Genomic DNA, 16,509 nt, shown 5'->3' on the forward strand with positions numbered 1-16,509 from the left:
CTTAGTGATTGTGACGGCCGTCGCGGCGTGACGCTCGTCCCCTTCGTCCCGCGCCGGGCGGCATACGCCCTTCGGGGTGTGTGCCGGGTGGCCCGGCGTCGTGTCGGCGCCCGGATCATGGGCGCGGCCTTGGCAATCGATAACGACGTGTTGGAATATGCATAACGAGAACTCGGTTGTCGGAGACAATCGAGGCGACAGACCGTTCCGCCGTACCCAGCCGAAAGGGCTCCAGCAATGCCGATCTACGACGACGTGACCAAGCTGATCGGCAACACGCCGCTCGTGCGCCTCAACAAGGTCACCGACGGGGCGCAGGCGACCGTGGCCGCCAAGCTCGAGTTCTACAACCCCGCCAACTCCGTCAAGGACCGCATCGGCGTCGCCATCATCGACGCCGCCGAGGCGAGCGGGCAGCTCGAGCCCGGCGGCACCATCGTCGAGGCCACCTCCGGCAACACCGGCATCGCGCTCGCCATGGTCGGCGCCGCCCGTGGCTACAAGGTCGTGCTGACGATGCCCGAGTCGATGAGCAAGGAGCGCCGCGCGCTGCTGCGCGCCTTCGGCGCCGAGCTCGTCCTCACCGACCCGTCGACCGGCATGAAGGGCGCGGTCGCCAAGGCCGACGAGATCGTCGCCGAGCGCGGCGGCGTGCTGGCCCGCCAGTTCGCCAACGAGGCCAACCCCGAGATCCACCGCAGGACCACCGCGGAGGAGATCTGGAAGGACACCGACGGCGAGGTCGACATCGTCGTCGCCGGCATCGGCACGGGCGGCACCATCACCGGCGTCGGCCAGGTGCTCAAGGCCCGCAAGCCGAGCGTCCAGATCATCGCCGTCGAGCCCGAGGAGAGCCCGATCCTCAACGGCGGCCAGCCCGGTCCGCACAAGATCCAGGGCATCGGCGCCAACTTCGTCCCCGAGATCCTCGACACCGAGGTCTACGACGAGGTCATCGACGTCAACGCCGAGACCTCCGTCAAGTGGGCCCGCCGCGCCGCGACCGAGGAGGGCCTGCTCGTCGGCCTGTCGTCCGGTGCCGCCATCGCTGCCGCCGTCCAGGTCGCCCAGCGTCCCGAGAACGCCGGCAAGACGATCGTCGTCATCATCCCGTCGTTCGGTGAGCGCTACCTGTCGACGATCCTCTTCGAGGGCCTCGTCGACTGACGTCCCCTCGTTCGCCCGCCCCACCTGCAATGCCACCAAGGAGTCGTGCATGAGCACCGCACCACAGATCGACCACGAGCCCCGGCCGGCCGAGAAGCCGCTGACGCTCGTGCGCGGTGACGGCGCGGCCGAGGTGGTCGGGACAGCCGGGGAGCCGGCGGCGACTGTGACCTCCCACGCAGCCGCCGTCGTCCCCGGCGGGCGGTCGTATGCCGGCCCGCTCGGCCTCGTGCGCAAGCTCGCCGACCGGGCCCGCGAGGACGTCGACGGCGCGATCGAGCGCGACCCCGCGGCCAACTCCCGGCTCGAGATGGTCCTGACCTCTCCTGGGCTGCACGCCATCTGGGCGCACCGCGGCCTGCACGAGCTGTGGAAGCGCCCGGGCGGACGGCTGCCGGCGCGGGTCCTCGCGACGGTGACGCGCTCGATCACCGGCGTCGAGATCCACCCGGCGGCCCGGCTCGGCCGGCGGTTCTTCATCGACCACGGCATGGGAGTCGTCATCGGCGAGACCGCCGAGGTCGGCGACGACGTCATGATCTACCACGGGGTCACCCTGGGCGGCCGGTCGATGGAACACGTCAAGCGGCACCCCACGGTCGGCGACCGCGTCACCATCGGCGCCGGTGCCCGCGTGCTCGGGCCCATCCGCGTCGGCGACGACGTCCAGATCGGCGCCAACTCGGTCGTCGTCAAGGACGTCCCTTCCGGCGCGGTCGCGACCGGCATCCCGGCGGTCATCCGGTTCCCGAAGCGCGACGCGACCAACCAGTGGCTCGACCCGGCGATGTACATCTGACCCACTGCTCCGGCAGCGCCGTCATCGTCCTGCGGATGGTCCTGCCGCTGGTGGGGTGATGACCACACCAGACGCCGCATCATGAGGCGTGTCATCGGGCGCGTCATGGTCGGCGCCGGGATGATTCGGACGGCTGGGTCGCCCGCGGCTAGACTTCCGCGGACACTGGAGGGCTCGCATAGTGGCCGAGTGCGGCGGTCTTGAAAACCGCTATGGGTTCATAGCCCATCGTGGGTTCGAATCCCACGCCCTCCGCCAACTGCTCCGTCGGCGCGGAGCGCCTTCGGAGCAGCTTGCGGAGGCGTGAGATGACGGGGAGCGCTGGGCCCGGGCGAGGAACGAGCCCGGTACCAGCGCGGAGTCCCACGCCCTCCGCACGCTGGCCGGAGCGCGTCGCCACGCCGCAGGCCACGGGTGCACCCAGACAGCGCGGGAGATCGCGCAGCTCGTGTCGCCAGGGCGCAGCAGACGCACGACCTCGTGCGCGATCACACGCGCGACCTCACGACCCCACTCTTCCGGCCTGGCCTCGGACCGGATCCGGGCATGAAAAAAGGGCCTCCGGAGATCCGGAGTCCCTTTTGTTCTCATGCGCCGGCCTCGACGGTGAGCCCAGCGGTTGCACGCGCTCTCAGAGCAGGCCGAGCCTCTCCTCGAACGTCGTGCTGGAGTTGTACTGACCGACCGGCATCGACGTGGACGGACGGTTCATGGCCGCGAAGAACGACACGATGTACGACATCTCTGTATTCAGTTTCCTTGGTGACTGGGCCCGCCGACGCGTCGTCGCGGGCCCGGTTGGTCGACCGTCATTGCGGGACGATCAGGACCGGCGGACCACCCGCGACCCGGCCGGGAGCGTGGCCGGGCCGTGGGCGATGTCTGCTCGACAATGGTAACAGTTCCGCAACCATGCTCCCGACCGGCGTTGACCTTTGGGTGGAGCCGTGAGATACGACAGTGTGACCAGACATTCCGGCTCGGATCCCGCGCCCGACACCGCCGAGATCCTGAGCCGGCTGGCCCCTCTCGAGCTCCCGTCGGCGAGCCCTCTCGACCTGCGGGGACGCCGCTTCGACGCTGCCTCGCCCGCCGTCATGGCGATCGTCAACCGGACCCGTGACTCCTTCTTCAGCGGCAACCGCCACGCCGACCTCGAGTCCGCCAAGGCGGCCCTCGTCGAGGCCGTCGAGCTCGGCGCGGACCTCGTCGACGTCGGTGGCGTGCGCGCCGGTCAGGAGGGCGAGGTCGTCGACGCCGACGAGGAGATCCGGCGCGTCGTCCCGTTCCTGCAGTGGGCGCGGGCCGAGCACCCGGACGTCCTGCTGAGCCTCGACACGTGGAGGTCGGAGGTGGCCCGTGAGGCGGCCGGGGTCGTGGACCTCGTCAACGACACGTGGGCCGGACACGACCCCGAGCTCGTCCACGTCGCGTCGGGCATCGGTGCCGGCTACGTCATCTCACATACCGGCGGCCTTCCGCCCCGGACCGATCCGGTCGACGTCACCTACGGCGACGACCCGCTCGACGTCGTGCGGGACGTCGTGCGCACCCTGGCCGACGGCGCCCTGGCGGCCGAGCAGGCCGGCATACCTCGTGAACGCATCCTCGTCGACCCCACGCTCGACTTCGGCAAGACCACGGCGCACTCGCTCGAGGTCCTGAGGCACACGGCCGACATCACTGCCCTGAACTACCCTGTGCTGCAGGCGATGTCGCGCAAGGACTTCGTCGGGGAGTCCCTCGACCTGCCGGCCGAGGAGCGGCTCGAGGGGTCGCTCGCGGCGACCGCGGTGGCGGCCTGGCTGGGGGCCACGGTGTTCCGCGCGCACGACGTCCGGGCGACCCGGCGCGTCCTCGACATGGTCGCGACGATCCGCGGCGACCGACCCCCGCGGCTCGCGCTGCGAGGCACCCGACGTGACGTCGCGACGAACGGTTCCTGAACGCCCAAAAACGAGTGTCATCCGACGGGCCGACCGGCCGGTATTCTGCTAGGTTCGTCGCGGTTGCAGTTGCAGTTCCTCGCAGTCGAGCAGGTGCCCGTCATCCGCAACGGTGACGGGTTTCCTTTCGGCTTCGGTGGGTTCGCGCCCGTCGAGTGGAGTCAAAGCGGCAGCTTGGGATGCGCGAGGTGCGTTGTCCCACACGCTAAAGAAGGAAGAGTTACCCGTATGGCACAGGGCACCGTCAAGTGGTTCAACGCTGAAAAGGGCTTCGGCTTCATCGCCCAGGACGGCGGCGGCCCCGACGTTTTCGTCCACTACTCGGCCATTCAGTCGAACGGTTACCGTTCGCTGGACGAGGCGCAGCGAGTCGAGTTCGAGGTCACGCAGGGTCCCAAGGGCCCGCAGGCCGACGCAGTTCGCCCGCTCTGATCACTCGAGAGCAACAGCAACGAGCGACACCAACCTCAGTCGTTTGTGACAAAGCCCCCGGCCATCGGCCGGGGGCTTTGTTGTGGGTCGGCGGGCCTGCGGGTCAGCAGGTCTCGTAGGAGTCGGTGCTCGACGAGGTCGGGGTCTTCGTCTTCGTCGGCGTGCTCGTCGACGTCGAGGAGGGCTTGGGCGTCGCCTTCGGCGGCGCGATGCCCTTCTGGATCAGCTCGCGGATGAGCGCGTAGTCGGGGTCGTTGGAGTAGACCTTCTGCTTCTGCGTCAGGGCCACGCTGTTGATCTTCGACTTCTGCACACGCTCGACGAGCTCGACGAAGGCCGGGAGGTTCTGCACCGGGATGTCGGTGTAGATGTTGTCCTTGAGGATGCTCGCGACCTCGGGGTACTTCGAGACCATCTGGGCCGGGTTGACCTGCTGGACGATCGCCTGGACGACGCAGCGCTGGCGCATCTGGCGGAACGTGTCGCTGTCGGCGGCGCGCGAGCGGGCGTACCAGAGGGAGTGGTAGCCATCGAGGTGCTGGCGGCCGGGTTCGAAGTAGCCCTTGACGCCGAAGACGCTGCCGTCGGGGGCGTGCTCGCCGCCGATGGTCAGCTTGGTGCCGTAGCCGCTCAGCTTGACGTTGATGTCGAGTCCACCCATGGCGTCGATGAGGCGCGAGAAGCCCTTGAGGTCGATGACGACCATCTGGTCGACCTCGAGTCCGGTGATCTCCTGGACGGTCCCACGCAGCTCGACGCGCCCGGGCTGGTCACCCGAGGGGTAGGCGCCCGGGTGGGCCTTGGCGTAGTTCTCGGCGTCGACGTAGAGGTTGGTCAGCATGCACTGGCCGGGGCCCTGGTCACAGGAGCTGTCGGGCGAGCCGAACGTGCCGGAGGGGTAGATGGCGCGCAGCGGACTCTTCGGCGCCAGTGGCGCGTTGAGCAGGTTGCGCGGCATGGAGATGAGCGCGGTGCGTCCGGTCTTGGTGTCGATGCTCGCGAGGATCATCGAGTCGGTGCGGATGCCGACCCGGTCGGCGCCGGCGTCGGAGCCGAGCAGCAGGATGTTGACGCGGGCCTGCTCGGCCCAGGGGTCCTCGCCCTCGGAGACCTGGGCTCCGGCTCCGGGGGTCGTGGGGGTCTTGCCGAAGACCTGCGCCACGGTGCTCTGCGTGATCGTGGCGTACTCGGCGAACTTGAACGACGAGCCGGCGACGACGAAGACCATCAGGGTGGTGAAGCCGGCGAGCAGGCGCGTACGGGCACGGTCGAGCCTCGTGGGGCGCGACTGCACGGCAGTGAGGATGATCGAGCCGCACCAGAGGATGCCGCCGATGACGAAGGCGACGGCGAGCGTCTGCAGCACCGTGGGGCGCGCGACGATCGACAGGGCGGCGTTCGTCACGCCGGTGCGCATCACGTAGGACGCGCCGACGCCGAGGCTGACGATCGCGAGAGCGAGCAGTAGCCATCCGAACTTGCGGCTACGGGTCTGGGTCAGGCCTGCTCCGGGGACGACGGTGCCGAGGGCCGTGAGCCCGACGGCGCGACGGAAGCCTGACTTGAGCTCGCGTCGCAGCGCCTCACGGGTCGGGGGCGCAGCCGGACCTCGCGTGTTCGGGTAGGTCATGGAGTCCTCTCTGCATCGGCCCGTGCGCACGAGCCGATGCACATTGTGCCCTGCCAACCTGATATATGCCGCATCGAGTTGGGTAAGGCGCCTGGACGCGTCCACCCCCGGTTTGGGTCGGCCGCACCGGTGCCGGTAGCCTGTGCTCGCCCGTGCATCTGACGCCGCCTCGGCGGCCTCGTCGCGGGCACGGAGGCGTCGCATAGTGGCCTAGTGCGCCCGCCTGCTAAGCGGGTTGAGGATAAAACCTCTCGCGGGTTCAAATCCCGCCGCCTCCGCGCCAGAACGCCGAATGCCCCCGAGCGAGCTCGGGGGCATTCGGCGTTCTTCCACGGAGGCGGCGCGATGCTGGGAGGAGCGGCTGGTCGCGGCGAGGAACGAGCCACGACCAACGCGACGGCTCCCGCCGCCTCCGCCCCGGACAGGACCGCAAACATTGGCCCCTCAACAGTTGGGGACCCGCAAACGGTGGCCTCTCGACGGTTCAGGCGGGGGAGGAGTGGGCGCCGTCCGCATTCGCGTCGTCGTCGCCCTCGAGGTTCTGGCGGGCGCTGCCCTTCTTCGACAAGGGCACCCCGACCCACAGCGCCAGCCCCAGCACGCCCAGCGCGCCGCCGAACCAGAACGCGGCGGTGTGCGACATCAGCACGTCGAGCACGAGCACCACCCCGCCGATGATGCCGAGCCCGAGCGTGAGCAGCCCCACGCTCATCAGCCGGTCGGTGTAGGTGACGATGAAGTCCTTGAGCCCGTCGCGGAAGAGCGTGCGGTGCAGCGCGACCGGCGCCGTGAAGACGATGACGCTGACGGCGGCGGCCATGAGGGTCGCGACGTAGATGTCGCGCTGCAGGTCGCTCAAGATCGTGAAGCGCTGCTGGAACGGGATGGTCAGCAGGAAGGCGAAGAGGATCTGGACGCCGGCCTGGGCGATGCGCAGCTCCTGCAGCTGCTCGCCGAAGTTGCGATCGAGCCGCTCGGCCTCGGTCTCGTCGCGGGTGTAGGGGTGTGAGTTGCTCATGGCCCACGTGTACCCCACGACGGGCACCCGACGACAGGGGGGTATGCCGCCTGCCCCGGCGACACGGCATACGACCTCGGGTGCCGGGCGGGTCGACGACGCCACGGACCCGTGGCATGACGGAGGGCCCGGCACCGTGAGGTGCCGGGCCCTGCATCACGTCGTCCGCCGCCCGCCGGCCAGCAGGCGGTGGACCGACCTCTCAGCGCTCGCTGACGCGGGCCTTGAGGGCGTCGAACTCGGCCCACAGCTCCGCGGGGAGCTGCTCGCCGAACTTGTCGAACCACTCCTGGATGAGGGGCAGCTCCTTCTCCCAGTCGGCCGCGTCGACCCGGATGGCCTTGGCGACCTGCTCGGGCGTCATGTCGAGCCCGTCGATGTCGATGGCGCCCTCGGTCGGCACGAACCCGATCGGGGTCTCCACGGCATCGGCGTCGCCGTCGAGGCGCTCGATGACCCACTTGAGGACACGGCTGTTCTCGCCGAACCCGGGCCAGAGGAAGGAGCCGTCCTCCTCGTCGCGACGGAACCAGTTGACGCCGAAGATGCGGGGGAGCTTGGAGGCGTCCGCGCTCTTGCCGATCTCGAGCCAGTGGTTCATGTAGTCGCCCGCGTGGTAGCCGATGAAGGGCAGCATCGCCATCGGGTCGCGGCGCACGACGCCCACGGCGCCGGTCGCGGCGGCGGTGGTCTCCGATGAGAGCGTGGCGCCGATGAACGTGCCGTGCTGCCAGTCGCGCGACTCGTAGACGAGGGGCACGGTCGTCTTGCGGCGGCCGCCGAAGAGGATCGCGTCGATCGGCACGCCGTCGGGGTTGTCGTACTCCGGGGCGATCATCGGGCACTGCGAGGCCGGCGTGCAGAAGCGGCTGTTCGGGTGGCTCGAGAGCGTCCCCGCCTTGCCGTCCTCGGGCGTCCAGCTGTTGCCGTGCCAGTCGGTGAGGTGTGCCGGCGGCTCGTCGGTCATGCCCTCCCACCACACGTCGCCGTCGTCGGTCAGGGCGACGTTGGTGAAGACCGAGTTGCCCTTCTCGATGGTGGCCATCGCGTTGGGGTTGGTCGACTCGCCCGTGCCGGGGGCGACGCCGAAGAGCCCGAACTCCGGGTTCACGGCGTAGAGGCGGCCGTCCTCACCGAAGCGCATCCAGGCGATGTCGTCGCCGACCATCTCGGCCTTCCAGCCGGGGATGGTGGGCGTGATCATCGCGAGGTTCGTCTTGCCACAGGCGGACGGGAAGGCCGCCGCGATGTAGTGGACGGACCCCTTGGGCGAGGTGAGCTTGAGGATGAGCATGTGCTCGGCCATCCAGCCCTCGTCGCGGGCGATGGCCGAGGCGATGCGCAGCGAGTAGCACTTCTTGCCGAGCAGGGCGTTGCCGCCGTAGCCGGAGCCGTAGCTCCAGATCGTGCGCTCCTCGGGGAAGTGGACGATGTACTTCGTGTCGGAGCACGGCCACGCGACGTCGGCCTGGCCCTCGGCGAGCGGGGCACCGACCGAGTGGAGCGCCGGCACGTAGTCGGCGTTCGTCTCCTCGATCTTGTGGAGCACCTTGTCGCCGCAGCGGGCCATGACGAGCATGGAGACGACGACGTAGGCAGAGTCGGTGATCTCGACGCCGAACATCGGGACCTTGGCCTCGAGGTGACCCATGACGAACGGGATGACGTACATCGTGCGGCCCGCCATGCTGCCGCGGTACAGCTCGGTCATCCGAGCCTTCATCTCGTCGGGCGCCATCCAGTTGTTGGTGGGCCCGGAGTCCTTCTCGTCGACGGAGCAGATGTAGGTCTGCCCCTCGACGCGCGCGACGTCACTGGGGTCGGAGGCGCAGTAGAAGGAGTTCGGCTTCTTGCTCTCGTCGAGCCGGACGAAGGTGCCGGCCTCGACGAGGTGGTCGGTCAGCTCGGTCCACTCCTCGGGGGAGCCGGTGATCCAGCGGATGTCGCGCGGCTGCGTCAGCTCGGCGACCTGCTCGACCCACGCGGCAAGACCCGCGTGCGTCGTGTGTGTCTGTTTCTCGTGGGTCGTGGTCAACTCGGGGCCCATCCCTTCGCGCGCGGTGCCGCCCGGCACCACGTCGTGCCGGTGTGAAGCTGCTCCGCAGGTGGATCCTGGACGAGCCCGGATCGGGCTGCAGGTGTCCACATGCTGAACAGATGACGTGATGACTTCAAGGTACGCGCCGTCGTGGACGCCGTTGACCGCATGCGGGCGCCGGGGCGGTGAGACGCCTCACATGGGCTCGGGCCCGCAAGAAAAACGACGATCTGTTGTCGGTTTCTTGCAGGAATTTCAGTACTCGCCGGTACCGGGCATCGGGTGATCGTGGCCCCTTCTCGGGCCGACCGCGTATGCCGTGAGGCGGCGTCCGCGGGCCGCTGCTCGTGGGGTGCCGGGCGGGGTCGTCAGGCTCGGGCCGGGGCCGATTTCGTGGATGCGGACCCGAGGCGCTAAGGTAACTTTTCGTTCCTCCGAGTGACGGAACGACGCACCCGTAGCTCAACGGATAGAGCATCTGACTACGGATCAGAAGGTTTGGGGTTCGAATCCCTACGGGTGCACTCTGTGTTGAGACAGAACACCACGCCCCGACCGGGTCTCCCGGCCGGGGCGTCGTGCTGTCCGGTTGCCTCGGCCGTCCGCGTTCATCCTGTGGGGGTGACGCGGCACGCGTGCCGGGGGCGGACTCTGGTCCGGTGTCGACTCACCCATCAGTACCGGCATCCGTCCGATCCTCGCGGTCCTGGACGCGGCGACGCTCGCCCCTGCTCGGCGAGGCCTGACCGTGGCCGCGCCGGCGCTCGCCGAGCGATGGACGGTGATCGACGGGGTCAAGCTCTTCTACCGCGAGTCGCCCGGGCCGCCGGGCGCCGCACCGATGATGCACCTGCACGGCTTCGGTCTCTCCGGTCGCTACCTGCTGCCGACGGCGGAGCGGCTCGCGGGAGAGTTCCGCACCCTCGTCCCGGACCTGCCCGGCTTCGGTCGCAGCGGTCGGCCGCGCGAGCCTCTCGACGTGCCCGAGCTCGCCCACGCGGCAGCGGCGTTCCTCGACGACCGAGGTGTCGAGCGGGTGACCCTCGTCGGCAACTCGATGGGCTGCGCCGTCATCTGCGAGTTCGCCCACCTCTACCCGGAGCGTCTCGAGCGGGCCGTGCTCGTCGCGCCGGCGGGTGGCCTTCACAACCAGCCGTTGCGCCGGGCCGTGCAGCAGCTCGCGCGCGACGGCATACGCGAGCCGTTCGGCCTCATCCCGGTGGCCGTGCCCGACTACCTGCGGTTCGGGGTGCCGAGCACCGTGCGGATGTTCCGGGCCCTGACCCGCTACCCGGCGCTCGACCGCCTCCTCGCGCTCGACATCCCGACGCTCGTCGTGGTCGGGAGCGCCGACCCGCTCATGCCCGCGCCCCCGCGGATCAAGGAGGTCGCCGGGCAGACCGACAGCCACGTGATCCTCGTCGTCATCCACGGCGCCGCGCACGCCATCAACTTCAGCCACCCCGGCGAGCTGGCCAACGTGACGCGGCTCTTCATGTCGGACCGACCGATCCGGGACGACCCGGACTCGCCCGGTGACGCCCGGGCCTACGAGATCCACCGGGGAGTGCACGCGCCTCCGGCCGCCGACGCGTGAGGTCGCCGACGGGCACGTCCACCCGGCGCACCATGTGAGTTCGCTCCACCTCGCGCGCTTTCCCTTGTGCGCCGGGTCGTGCCGGGGTTGGGTGTGGTGAGACCGTTCACCGCCGCACGCCGGGAGGCCACCGATGACCGCCGCACCGCCCGTCACGCTCGACCCGAACCTCTCGCACACCCGCGGCGAGACGGACACCCCGCTGCTCGAGACGACGATCGGCGACAGCTTCGACGCCACGGCCGAGCGGTTCGGCGAGCGTGACGCCCTCGTCGACGTCACCCAGGGCCGCCGGTGGACGTATGCCGAGCTGCGGGCCGACGTGGACCGGCTGGCCCGCGCGCTGCTCGCCGTCGGCGTCGGCACGGGCGATCGGGTCGGCATCTGGGCGCCGAACTGCTCCGAGTGGACGCTCGTGCAGTACGCGACGGCCAAGATCGGCGCCATCCTCGTCAACATCAACCCGGCCTACCGGTCCCACGAGCTGCAGTACGTCCTCGGGCAGGCCGGCATCTCGACCCTCGTGGCGGCGGAGTCCTTCAAGTCGAGCAACTACCGGCAGATGGTCGACGAGGTGCGCGACGAGGTCGACGGCCTCGAGCGCGTCGTCTACATCGGGACGTCCGACTGGGCCGAGCTCGTCGCCCGTGCCGACGAGGTCGCCCCGGAGGAGCTCGCGCGCGTCCAGGCGGGACTCTCGAACACCGACCCGATCAACATCCAGTACACCTCGGGCACCACGGGGTTCCCGAAGGGCGCGACCCTGAGCCATCGCAACATCCTCAACAACGGCTACTTCGTCGGCGAGCTGTGCGACTACACCGAGGCCGACCGCGTCTGCATCCCGGTGCCCTTCTACCACTGCTTCGGCATGGTCATGGGCAACCTCGCCTGCACGACGCACGGTGCCTGCATGGTGATCCCGGCGCCCGGCTTCGACCCCGCGCTGACCCTCAAGGCCACCCAGGACGAGAAGGTCACCTCGCTCTACGGCGTGCCGACGATGTTCATCGCCGAGTGGAACCTTCCCTCCTTCGCCGACTACGACCTGTCCACCGTGCGCACCGGCATCATGGCCGGATCCCCCTGTCCCGCAGAGCTGATGAAGCAGCTCATCGCGGCCGGCATCGAGGAGATGACGATCTGCTACGGGATGACCGAGACGTCGCCGGTGTCGACCCAGAACCGCACGAACGACACGTTCGAGCAGAAGGTCGGCACGGTCGGTCGGGTCGGCCCGCACCTCGAGATCAAGATCGTCGACCCGGTGACCGGCGAGACGCTGCCCCGGGGGAAGGCCGGCGAGTTCCTGACGAAGGGCTACTCGGTGATGCTCGGCTACTGGGAGCAGCCCGACAAGACGGCGGAGGCCATCGAGGACGGGTGGATGCACACGGGCGACATCGGGGTGATGCACGACGACGGCTACGTCGAGATCACCGGACGCATCAAGGACATGGTCATCCGCGGTGGCGAGAACGTCTACCCCCGCGAGATCGAGGAGTTCCTCTACACGCACCCGGACATCCTCGACGCACAGGTCATCGGCGTCCCGGACGAGAAGTACGGCGAGGAGCTGTGCGCCTGGGTGCGGATGAAGGAGGGCGCCACCCCGCTGACCGCCGAGTCGCTGCGCGAGTTCTGCACCGGTCAGCTCGCCCACTACAAGATCCCGCGCTACGTCGAGATCGTCGACGAGTTCCCGATGACCGTGACGGGCAAGATTCGCAAGGTCGAGATGCGCGAGACCACGGCGAAGAAGCTCGGACTCGGCTGAGCACCTCGGGCGGACCCGAGTGGGGCCGCGGAGCAACGGGATTCGCGCGCACGAGCAGCGTGCGGGGCTGCACCCGAGCACCGATGACGTATGCCGTCCGGCTGGCCGGACGGCATACGCGCGCTCGTCGGGGTGCGAACCGGGCGGTCGTGCCCACGGTTCGGGGTACGTGCACGACGACGTCGGCGCGCTGGGTGCCGCAGAGGTCCCCCAGCGCAGTAGGTTTCGGGGGAAGTGGTCGTGAGGGCCCGTAATCCGTAAGGGGATGGCATGTCCGACACAGGCAAGACGATTCTGTGGATCGTGGTGGCGATCGTCGTCATTGCAGTGATCATCTGGTTGTTCGTCTCGGCAGGGCGGCGTCGCGAGGTCGAGGCACGCCGCTTCGAGGCCGGCGAGCTGCGAGCCAAGGTCGAGGAGCGCCTGCCCGAGGTGCAGGACACCGAGGACCGCGCGTCGGTGACGGCCGCGATGGCTGCTGATGCCCGCGCCGAGGCCGAGCGCAAGGCCGCCGAGGCCGAGCGAGTCGCTGCGGAGGCGCGGCGGCTCGAGGAGCAGGCCGAGGCGCACCGCACCTCCGCCGAGTCCGCCCGCGTCGAGCACGCAGGTCTCGAGCGTGAGGCCGACCGCGTCGACCCCGACGTCGCCACCGACGACGAGGGCTACCGCGTCGACGACGCCGGGAAGCGCCTGCCGGGTCAGGAGCCGCCGCGCGGTGCCGGGCTCGCCGCCGGTGCGGCGGGTGCTGCCGGTGCGGCAGCGGTCGGGGCCGCGGCGTTCGCGCACGACGACGACGAGGACGACCTCGCGGACGCCGAGAACCCCTTCGCGCCCAGCGCGTCCGCCACGGACGACGAGTCGGCCTCGCAGCGCACGGACCTCGCCAGCGAGGCGGACCTGCGCGCCGACGAGGAGCAGTCCTCCTACGCCACCGACGAGCCCGAGGTCACCGACGAGCCCGAGGTCACCGGCGGAGCGACGGCGGCAGCGTCGTCGACCGACGCCGACGCGGGTGCCGATGGTGGTGCCGACGCGGGTGCTGACGCCGCAGAGGAGTCGGGCAGTCACGACTGGTCCGCCACGGATGCGGATGCGGGTGCCGGGCAGTCACGACTGGTCCGCCACGGATGCGGATGCGGGTGCCGATGGTGGTGCCGACGCGGGTGCTGACGCCGCAGRGGAGTCGGGCRGTCACGACTGGTCCACGACGGATGCGGACGCGGTTGCCGATGCTGGTGCCGACGCGGGTGCTGACGCGCGGGACGAGGCCCCGCAGGTGGGGGCCGCCGCCGGAGGCGTGGCTGCTGCTGGCGCGCTGGCGTCGAGCGACGACGACCACGACCACGACGAGCAGCCCGTCCACGACGAGCAGCCCGTCCACGACGAGCACGCCGACGATGAGCCCGCAGACCGGGCCGCCGACGAGACCGCCTCGGAGAACCCGACGCCGCAGAGCGACCCGGCGCAGGCCGAGGCGGACACGGAGTCCGTCGAGGTGCCCGCGCTCGACGATCGCGACGAGGTCGTGACCGGTGGCGGCACCCCGGCCGACGACCCCGGCGACCACCGCGGCCAGCCATGGGCGACGACACCGGGCGAACGAGGTCCAGAGGAGGGCACCGACCTCGACGACGACACCGTCGACGACGGCTTCGACGACGGCTTCGACGTCGACATGGCGCCGCACTCGCATGCAAGCGAGGCCGATGAGGAGCTGGCGGAGCCGGCGCACGAGTCCGACCAGGACGCGGCCGAGGCCCGCACGGACGACGACACCGCCGTGACCGACGCCGACACGAGGACCACTGACGCGGAGACCTCCGACGCCACGGATGACTCGGCGGACGACACGGCCGATGACACTGCCGATGACACGGACTCTGCCGAGGAGACGGCGGTCTCCGGGCGACGCATCTCCGGGTTCGACGAGGTCGCCGACGGCGGGTTCGGCCTGGGCTCGGCCGCACCCATCGCGGACGGGGCGCAGCCGCTCGGTCACGCCGTCAAGGGCCGGCGCGACGGCACGACCTTCGTCGGCCCCGACGACGCCGGCTACGACGACGTCGAGCCCGACGTGTGGTTCTACAGCGAGGAGGCGGCCCGGCGCGCGGGCTTCCACCGCGACGGGGAGTGACCGTTCCCTGACGACAGTGGCCGCGTGCACAACGGTGTGCACGCGGCCACGCTCGTGCCCGGGACCTCTCCGCGGGGCCACCACGCTCGGCCCGCGCTCGGGCAGGGTCCGGGCGACACGGCATACGCCCTCGGTGGGCCGGTCCGAAACGGTGGCGCGGGCACCCGGTCGGCGCAAATAGACTTGCCGGCATGGTTTCCCCGCTCGTCGCGCTCACGCCCAAGGTCCAGTCCGCGATCGCCGCCGCCCTCGGTGACGACTTCCGCGAGGCCGACCCGGTGCTGCGTCCGTCGCAGTTCGCCGACGTGCAGGTCAACGCAGCGCTCGCCCTGGCCAAGAAGGTCGGGATGCCGCCGCGCGAGGTCGCGGCCAGGATCGTCGACGCCCTCGACCTCGACGGTGTGTGCGACTCCGTCGAGGTGAGCGGTCCCGGCTTCATCAACCTCACCTTCTCGAGCTCGTGGATCGCCGGACTGCTGCAGGACGTCGAGGCCGACGAGCGGGGCGGTGTCGCGCTGCAGGCGACGCAGAACATCCCGATCGACTACTCCGCACCCAACGTCGCCAAGGAGATGCACGTCGGGCACCTGCGCACGACCGTCGTCGGCGACTCCCTGGCCCGCACCCTCGAGCACCTCGGCCACCACGTCATCCGGCAGAACCACATCGGTGACTGGGGCACGCCCTTCGGCATGCTCATCGAGCACCTGCTCGATGTCGGTCGAGACTCCGAGGAGGCCGACCTCCTCGTCACCGACCCCAACGCCTTCTACCAGGCGGCCCGGGTCAAGTTCGACCGCGCCGACAAGGCCGAGCCGGCCGGCAGCGAGGGCGACTTCAACGTCCGGGCCCGCACGCGCGTCGTGAGCCTGCAGGCCGGCGACCCCGAGACCCTCGCCCTGTGGCGTGAGCTCGTCGACCTGTCGAAGATCTACTTCAACAAGATCTACTCGACGCTCGGCATCACGCTCACCGACGACGACCTCGCCGGCGAGTCCACCTACAACGAGGTGCTCGCCGACCTCTGTGCCGAGCTCGAGGCCAAGGGCATCGCGACCGTCTCGGACGGCGCCCTGTGCGTCTTCCTCGACGGCTACACCGGCCGTGAGGGCAAGCCGGTGCCGCTCATCATCCGCAAGAGCGACGGCGGCTACAACTACGGCACGACCGACCTCGCGACGATCAAGCACCGCGTCGAGGACCTCAAGGCGCACCGGGTGCTCTACGTCATCGGCGCCCCGCAGGCCCTGCACCTCAACATGGTGTGGGACACCGCGCGCAAGGCCGGCTGGCTGCCCGACGACGTCGTGCCCGTCCACGTCCAGATCGGCAACGTGCTCGGCGACGACCGCAAGATCCTCAAGACCCGCTCCGGCAAGCCGCTGCGGCTCATGGCCCTGCTCGACGAAGCCGTCGACAAGGCCCGGACCGTCATCGACGGCACGCGGCCCGACCTCGACGAGACCGTGCGCGCCACCATCGCCCGGCAGATCGGCATCGGCGCCGTGAAGTACGCCGACCTGTCCGTCGCGCACGACAGCGAGTACGTCTTCGACCTCGACCGCATGGTCGCGCTCACCGGCAACACCGGGCCCTACCTCCAGTACGTCGTCGCCCGCGTCCGGTCGATCTTCCGTCAGATCGGGCTCGATCCGGCCGCCCAGCACGCGCCGATCCTGCTCGGCGAGCCGCACGAGCGTGCCCTCGCGACGCACCTGCTCGGTTTCGGTGACGTCGTCGCCGAGGTCGGCGACACCTACGAGCCGCACCGGCTCGCCGGCTACCTCTTCGAGCTGGCGCAGGCGTTCTCGGCGTTCTACGAGAACTGTCCCGTGCTCAAGGCCGAGCTCGACGAGGTCAAGGAGTCGCGACTGACGTTGTGCGCGCTCGTCTTCCGGGTCATGACGACCGGTCTCGACCTGCTCGGACTGGAGTCCCCCGAGCAGATGTGACCTTCGAGGGCGGGTCGGT

At 69.9% G+C, this 16,509-nt stretch carries 12 protein-coding genes and 3 tRNA genes; 12 read left to right on the plus strand and 3 right to left on the minus strand.

Going from position 1 to position 16,509, the window contains the following annotated elements; all coding sequences use genetic code 11:
* The first annotated feature begins 237 nt into the window (after positions 1-237).
* The 5 genes from cysK to ASE25_RS14150 all read left to right on the plus strand — a co-directional run bounded on the left by cysK (position 238) and on the right by ASE25_RS14150 (position 4,344).
* Positions 238-1,167 (plus strand): cysteine synthase A, encoded by a 930-nt coding sequence (gene cysK, locus ASE25_RS14130; RefSeq protein ID WP_056774255.1) that lies wholly within the window; start codon positions 238-240, stop codon positions 1,165-1,167.
* 49 nt (positions 1,168-1,216) lie between these two features.
* Positions 1,217-1,966, plus strand: coding sequence for a serine O-acetyltransferase (gene cysE / locus ASE25_RS14135; RefSeq protein ID WP_056826183.1), 750 nt, complete (start codon positions 1,217-1,219; stop codon positions 1,964-1,966).
* 167 nt (positions 1,967-2,133) lie between these two features.
* Positions 2,134-2,224: transfer RNA gene (locus tag ASE25_RS14140), tRNA-Ser, on the plus strand.
* 752 nt (positions 2,225-2,976) lie between these two features.
* Positions 2,977-3,912, plus strand: coding sequence for a dihydropteroate synthase (folP, locus tag ASE25_RS14145; RefSeq protein WP_056826288.1), 936 nt, complete (start codon positions 2,977-2,979; stop codon positions 3,910-3,912).
* Between the two features lie 228 nt (positions 3,913-4,140).
* Positions 4,141-4,344 (plus strand): cold-shock protein, encoded by a 204-nt coding sequence (locus tag ASE25_RS14150; protein ID WP_013491183.1) that lies wholly within the window; start codon positions 4,141-4,143, stop codon positions 4,342-4,344.
* 103 nt (positions 4,345-4,447) lie between these two features.
* Here the strand turns inward: ASE25_RS14150 and ASE25_RS14155 are convergent, their stop codons facing one another.
* The gene (locus tag ASE25_RS14155) at positions 4,448-5,974 is read right to left on the minus strand and encodes an LCP family protein (RefSeq protein WP_056826185.1); all 1,527 of its coding nucleotides are present in this window, start codon (positions 5,972-5,974) and stop codon (positions 4,448-4,450) included.
* A gap of 191 nt (positions 5,975-6,165) precedes the next feature.
* Between ASE25_RS14155 and ASE25_RS14160 the strand changes: the two genes are divergently transcribed.
* Positions 6,166-6,252, plus strand: a tRNA-Ser gene (locus ASE25_RS14160).
* 206 nt (positions 6,253-6,458) lie between these two features.
* Here the strand turns inward: ASE25_RS14160 and ASE25_RS14165 are convergent.
* Both ASE25_RS14165 and ASE25_RS14170 read right to left on the minus strand, forming a co-directional pair.
* Positions 6,459-6,992, minus strand: a complete 534-nt coding sequence (locus ASE25_RS14165) for a DUF6328 family protein (RefSeq protein ID WP_056826300.1) — start codon at positions 6,990-6,992, stop codon at positions 6,459-6,461.
* A gap of 202 nt (positions 6,993-7,194) precedes the next feature.
* Positions 7,195-9,039, minus strand: coding sequence for a phosphoenolpyruvate carboxykinase (GTP) (locus tag ASE25_RS14170; protein WP_056774247.1), 1,845 nt, complete (start codon positions 9,037-9,039; stop codon positions 7,195-7,197).
* 442 nt (positions 9,040-9,481) lie between these two features.
* Between ASE25_RS14170 and ASE25_RS14175 the strand changes: the two genes are divergently transcribed.
* The 6 genes from ASE25_RS14175 (at position 9,482) to argS (ending at position 16,490) form a co-directional block, all read left to right on the plus strand.
* A tRNA-Arg gene (locus ASE25_RS14175) sits at positions 9,482-9,554 on the plus strand.
* Positions 9,555-9,778: 224 nt separating this feature from the next.
* The gene (locus ASE25_RS14180; protein WP_056775249.1) at positions 9,779-10,627 is read left to right on the plus strand and encodes an alpha/beta fold hydrolase; all 849 of its coding nucleotides are present in this window, start codon (positions 9,779-9,781) and stop codon (positions 10,625-10,627) included.
* A 133-nt stretch (positions 10,628-10,760) separates the two neighbouring features.
* Positions 10,761-12,404 carry an AMP-binding protein gene (locus tag ASE25_RS14185; protein WP_056826187.1) on the plus strand — a complete coding sequence of 548 codons (1,644 nt, stop codon included), beginning with the start codon at positions 10,761-10,763 and terminating at the stop codon, positions 12,402-12,404.
* A 270-nt stretch (positions 12,405-12,674) separates the two neighbouring features.
* Positions 12,675-13,574 carry a hypothetical protein gene (locus tag ASE25_RS14190; protein ID WP_056826189.1) on the plus strand — a complete coding sequence of 300 codons (900 nt, stop codon included), beginning with the start codon at positions 12,675-12,677 and terminating at the stop codon, positions 13,572-13,574.
* A gap of 127 nt (positions 13,575-13,701) precedes the next feature.
* Positions 13,702-14,538, plus strand: a complete 837-nt coding sequence (locus ASE25_RS14195) for a hypothetical protein (protein WP_157623437.1) — start codon at positions 13,702-13,704, stop codon at positions 14,536-14,538.
* A gap of 191 nt (positions 14,539-14,729) precedes the next feature.
* Positions 14,730-16,490: an arginine--tRNA ligase gene (gene argS / locus ASE25_RS14200; protein ID WP_056826192.1), complete on the plus strand. Its 1,761-nt coding sequence runs from the start codon at positions 14,730-14,732 to the stop codon at positions 16,488-16,490.
* The last annotated feature ends 19 nt before the right edge of the window (positions 16,491-16,509 follow it).

Origin of the sequence: Terrabacter sp. Root85, from assembly GCF_001429185.1 — a bacterium.
Taxonomy (GTDB): domain Bacteria; phylum Actinomycetota; class Actinomycetes; order Actinomycetales; family Dermatophilaceae; genus Terrabacter.

Excerpts from the sequence above, each read along its gene's own strand:
- ASE25_RS14170 (WP_056774247.1), bottom strand. The coding sequence starts at position 9,039 with ATGGGCCCCGAGTTGACCACGACCCACGAGAAACAGACACACACGACG.
- cysK (WP_056774255.1), top strand. The coding sequence starts at position 238 with ATGCCGATCTACGACGACGTGACCAAGCTGATCGGCAACACGCCGCTC.
- ASE25_RS14150 (WP_013491183.1), top strand. The coding sequence starts at position 4,141 with ATGGCACAGGGCACCGTCAAGTGGTTCAACGCTGAAAAGGGCTTCGGC.
- ASE25_RS14155 (WP_056826185.1), bottom strand. The coding sequence starts at position 5,974 with ATGACCTACCCGAACACGCGAGGTCCGGCTGCGCCCCCGACCCGTGAG.
- ASE25_RS14165 (WP_056826300.1), bottom strand. The coding sequence starts at position 6,992 with ATGAGCAACTCACACCCCTACACCCGCGACGAGACCGAGGCCGAGCGG.
- cysE (WP_056826183.1), top strand. The coding sequence starts at position 1,217 with ATGAGCACCGCACCACAGATCGACCACGAGCCCCGGCCGGCCGAGAAG.
- ASE25_RS14190 (WP_056826189.1), top strand. The coding sequence starts at position 12,675 with ATGTCCGACACAGGCAAGACGATTCTGTGGATCGTGGTGGCGATCGTC.
- argS (WP_056826192.1), top strand. The coding sequence starts at position 14,730 with ATGGTTTCCCCGCTCGTCGCGCTCACGCCCAAGGTCCAGTCCGCGATC.
- ASE25_RS14185 (WP_056826187.1), top strand. The coding sequence starts at position 10,761 with ATGACCGCCGCACCGCCCGTCACGCTCGACCCGAACCTCTCGCACACC.